Source organism: Pseudotabrizicola sp. (assembly GCF_030684215.1).
Classification (GTDB): Bacteria; Pseudomonadota; Alphaproteobacteria; order Rhodobacterales; family Rhodobacteraceae; genus Pseudotabrizicola.
Genome location: NZ_JAUXOV010000044.1, coordinates 1 through 4,208 on the forward strand (window position 1 = coordinate 1; position 4,208 = coordinate 4,208).

Genomic DNA, 4,208 nt, shown 5'->3' on the forward strand with positions numbered 1-4,208 from the left:
ACCCCGTGGCTCTTGGGGAAAAAGGGTTTAAGCCGAGCCATCTGCTCGTCAGTCAGCCAGTAGAGGTTGCTCATGGATCGGTCTCCTTGCGGAGCCTGAATCACGCCAACAACCTGAAATCAATGGGTCTGGAGCCTAGCAGAACTAAGCCTGTCTTTGACGGGTTCTTCATGTGCTATTCAGGAAAGAATAGGAAGATGAAAGAGATCGAGCTCAAGCTGCAACTGAATGCTGTTTCCGCCGAGGTTCTTGGAGCGTCGAACGTGCTACCGGAGCAGTGGCGAACCGTGCAGCAACGCGACCTATACTTCGATACAGCTGATCATGCATTGGCGGAGGCTGGCCTGTCGCTCCGCATCCGGCAAAGTGGGTCTCACCGCACTCAGACAATCAAGAGGTCGGGAAGTAGTGAGGCTGGGCTTTTCGCACGGTCTGAATGGGAGATGCCTGTCACCACTGATGGTCCCGTTATCGACGGTTCTTCGCCGATTCACGCTTTGCTTGGGGAAGCGGTGGAAGACCTGATTCGGGTGTTCGAGGTCGAGGTGACGCGTCGAATTTGGGATGTTCAGGATGGTTGCACAAATATAGAGGTCGTGATCGACCGCGGTACGATCAGCGCCGGGGACCGACACACATCCATCTGCGAAATGGAGATGGAACTCAAGTCGGGACAGCCTCAGGCATTTTTTGGTTTGGCGCGGAAGTTGGGCGGCGCGACCCCGATCCGGTTGGGTGTCTTAACGAAACCCGAGCGCGGCAATCTTCTGAGGCAGGCTCAGCGGGCAGTGGTCAAGGCAGTGCCGATGCCGCTTGAAGACGACATGACAGCCGTGGAAGCGTTTCAAGTCATCGTGCAGGCCTGCATCAAGCAATTCAGGCTGAACGAGGATCTGCTTTTGGCATCCCGTTCGCCCGAGCCTCTGCATCAGGCCCGCGTCGCGTTGCGTCGGCTCCGATCTGCCTTTTCGATCTTCAAGCCGCTTCTTGGTGCAGACGCCTACGAACTGCGTGAAGGCCTCCGGGGTCTTGCCGGAGCGCTTGGACCAGCGCGTGAGCTTGATGTGCTTCTGCGGCGCGCAAGACCCGGTCCCCTGCGCGACCGCCTTCAAACCGAGCGTGAAGCTGCATATGATCGGGTCGAAGAAGAGCTTGGCTCAGTCAAAGCACGAGCTCTGATGCTGACTTTAGTGGAGTGGGTCCAATACGGCTCTTTTATAGTCAACCCGGACCTTGAAGAGACGAGGACGCTATCGGTCCGCGCTTTTGCTGGCCGCGCCCTGAGCCGTTTTCGACGCAAGGTCAAGGAGGGCGGCCGCAACATCAGGCGCATGGACGACGTGGCGCGACACGAGCTTCGGAAAGATGCCAAGAAACTGCGCTATGCTGCGGATTTCTTCGCACTCTTGTTCGACGGGAAGGGCGAAAAAGTGCGGCAGCAGAACTTCATCGTCGCGCTTGAGGCCGTTCAGGATGAACTTGGGGCGCTTAACGACTTGGCAACGGTGCCCCATATCCTTGATCGCTTGGCCCTCGCGGACCACCCGGAAGCGCCAGCACTGTTGGCGGGGGGCACGAAAAAAGCTCTTATCGCTGCCGCAGCTGATGCACATGGTAGTCTCATCGACGCCGGCCGTTATTGGCGATGACGACTACCTGGGCGGCTCTCTGAACGCAGCAGCAATGGCTAGAGCGCAGATTGGTAAAGGGATCCCGGCTGCCTATGTGAACCGCCTGCTCAACGGGGAAAGCGCCCCGCGCCTATACCGCGACCTGACCCAAGCGGCCCTTGCCGAACAAGACGGTGTGAACCGAGCTACCGCCGCCGAGATCGGGACCGGCCGCAAACAGGGCCCAGTTGCAACCTTGCGTGCCTTGGCGACCTCGTTGGACGTGCCGCAGGACGAAATCACGTAGTAAGGTCGGCCCTCGGCTGACGTTGACGTGGTGCGCGGTGGTTTCCCAGACCCGGACATTTCGGACGCGCACGCTTCGACTTCAGCGACGAAGGTGGAAATTGGAAATTCTTGTCAAAACCGGGTAACCAACTTGCCGCGCCAGGAGATAGGAAGTGTCATGCTGCGCTCGGTTTCAAGAAACGCCTCAGACCCGGTATTCGGGTAAGGCGTTGCCAAGTTGGCTTCCTCTCTGCCCATGTCCATCGGTACGCATCGGTTTTCACCCTGCTGTCATGACTTCGTAATGTTTGTGCAAGTTCAACGTAAGCGGTGCGTGAAGCCCGTCGGGCTTTTAGATTGACGGTTTTTGGAAGGCCCATGGCATGAGGTCGTCGATGCGCGACGCGGGGTGGCCGTTGGCGATGGCGGTCAGTGTTTCGCGTAAGTAGGCGTAGGGATCGATGGCGTTCAGCTTGCAGGTTTCGATCAGCGAGGCCATGCGCGCCCAGGTTCGGCCGCCCTCGTCATGACCGGCGAACAGTGCGTTTTTGCGATTGAGCGTTATGGGCCTGATGGTGTTTTCGACCGGGTTGGTGTCCATCTCGACGCGGCCATCGGTCAAGAAGATTTGCAGGCCATCCCAGTGGCGGTGGATGTAGCCGAGCTTCTCGCCCAAGCGGGATTTAGCGGATATCCGGCTGCGCTGATGGGTCAGCCAGAGGCGGAAGTCTGCGATCAACGGGGCCGATTGCAGCTGACGGGCAGCGAGGCGTTCTTCGGGGGAACGGCCCCGGACGGTTGCCTCGATCCTGTAGATCTGGGCGATGCGGCGCAGGCCTTCAGCGGCGATCTCGGAGCCGTCCTTTTGATAGATGTCATGCAGCTTGCGTCGCGAATGCGCCCAGCAGTAGGCCAGCGTCAGGGGCATGCCACCCACGCGCTTTGGTTCGGCCAAGGCGTCATAGCCGGTATATCCATCGACCTGCAGAATGCCCTCGAAGCCTGTCAGAATGTCCATCGCATGGTGGCCATGACGCCCGGGCGCATAGGTGAAGACGACGGCGGGCGGATCGCCGCCGCCCCACCCGCGATCATCGCGGGTCACCGCCCAGAGGTAGCCGGTTTTGGTCTTGCCCGCCTTGGGGTCGAGCACCGGCGCCCGGGTCTCGTCCATGAACAGGCGGCCGGATCGTTTGAGGTGGACCAGCATCCGATCAACGACCGGAGCCAGATGATAAGCCGCTACGCCACACCAGTTTGCCAGGGTTGACCGATCCAGGTCCACGCCGCCCCGGCCATAGATCTGGCATTGGCGATAAAGCGGCAAGTGGTCGGCATATTTGGAAACGGCGACGTGGGCGAGCGTGCCTTCGGTGGGCAGGCCGCCTTCTATCAGCCAATTGGGCGTGTCCGCCTGCACAACACCCGCGTCGCAACGGCGACAGGCGTAGCGGGGGCGAACGGTGACGATGACTTGGAAGCGGGCGGGAACGATGTCGAGCCGTTCCGCGCGGTCTTCGCCAATCTTCACCATATCGGTGCAACCACAGGAACAAACCTTCTGCGCGGGTTCAATCACCTGCTCGATGCGCGGCAGGTGATCTGGCAAATGGCCAAGGTTGCGTTTGGCTGCCGGACGTCTGGGCCTGCCATCGGCATTGCGCTCCGCCAGCGCATCCCGGGCGGCCTCGGCTTCCGCGACGGCCGTTTCCAGATCCTCGAAAGCCAGCTGACGCTCATCGGGAGGCAGTTGCTCGGACCGCTTGCCATAAAGCGCATGGCGCAGCTCAGCGATCAGGTAATCCTGTCGTTCGGTATGGGCTTCCAGCCCGGCGACCTTGGCTTGCATCGCTGCAAACGCCTCACGCACGGCGGGCGGAAGGCAGTCTATATCAAAGGGAAGATCGGCGGACGCAGGCATAGCGGTTTATACCGCATACCTCCGCAAAGGCCCATATTTACAAGGCGATCCGAGTCATTCTGTCGCGGTGGGCGGCGTCGGCCTGGGCGCATGGATACGCCGCCAGTCAAGGCCTGCAAACAACGCCTCGAACTGCACCCGCGACAGTCGCATGACCCCGTCGCCCACCTTTGGCCAGGCAAAGCCGCCCTGTTCCAGGCGCTTGTAGATCAGCACGATGCCACTGCCATCCCAGAACAGAACCTTGATCCGGTCGCCACGTTTGGACCTGAACACAACCATCACCCCGGCCTTCGGCGCAAAGCCCAACTCGCCATGCGCCATGGCTGCCAGCCCGTCATGCCCCTTGCGAAATTCTACCGGATTGGTAGCGATCACGATCCTGACGG

At 60.3% G+C, this 4,208-nt stretch carries 4 protein-coding genes; 2 read left to right on the forward strand and 2 right to left on the reverse strand.

Annotated features, from left to right (window positions below; all coding sequences use genetic code 11):
- The first annotated feature begins 197 nt into the window (after nt 1–197).
- The gene (locus Q8K08_RS09025) at nt 198–1,649 is read left to right on the forward strand and encodes a CHAD domain-containing protein (protein ID WP_305249839.1); all 1,452 of its coding nucleotides are present in this window, start codon (nt 198–200) and stop codon (nt 1,647–1,649) included.
- A 34-nt stretch (nt 1,650–1,683) separates the two neighbouring features.
- Nucleotides 1,684–1,917: a helix-turn-helix transcriptional regulator gene (locus Q8K08_RS09030; protein ID WP_305249840.1), complete on the forward strand. Its 234-nt coding sequence runs from the start codon at nt 1,684–1,686 to the stop codon at nt 1,915–1,917.
- A 333-nt stretch (nt 1,918–2,250) separates the two neighbouring features.
- Here the strand turns inward: Q8K08_RS09030 and Q8K08_RS09035 are convergent, their stop codons facing one another.
- Nucleotides 2,251–3,819 carry an IS66 family transposase gene (locus Q8K08_RS09035; RefSeq protein WP_305249841.1) on the reverse strand — a complete coding sequence of 523 codons (1,569 nt, stop codon included), beginning with the start codon at nt 3,817–3,819 and terminating at the stop codon, nt 2,251–2,253.
- Between the two features lie 54 nt (nt 3,820–3,873).
- Nucleotides 3,874–4,208, reverse strand: a 335-nt coding sequence (tnpB, locus tag Q8K08_RS09040) for an IS66 family insertion sequence element accessory protein TnpB (RefSeq protein WP_305249842.1), incomplete at its 5' end; no start/stop codon positions are given.

Excerpts from the sequence above, each read along its gene's own strand:
- Q8K08_RS09030 (WP_305249840.1), top strand. The coding sequence starts at position 1,684 with ATGGCTAGAGCGCAGATTGGTAAAGGGATCCCGGCTGCCTATGTGAAC.
- Q8K08_RS09025 (WP_305249839.1), top strand. The coding sequence starts at position 198 with ATGAAAGAGATCGAGCTCAAGCTGCAACTGAATGCTGTTTCCGCCGAG.
- Q8K08_RS09035 (WP_305249841.1), bottom strand. The coding sequence starts at position 3,819 with ATGCCTGCGTCCGCCGATCTTCCCTTTGATATAGACTGCCTTCCGCCC.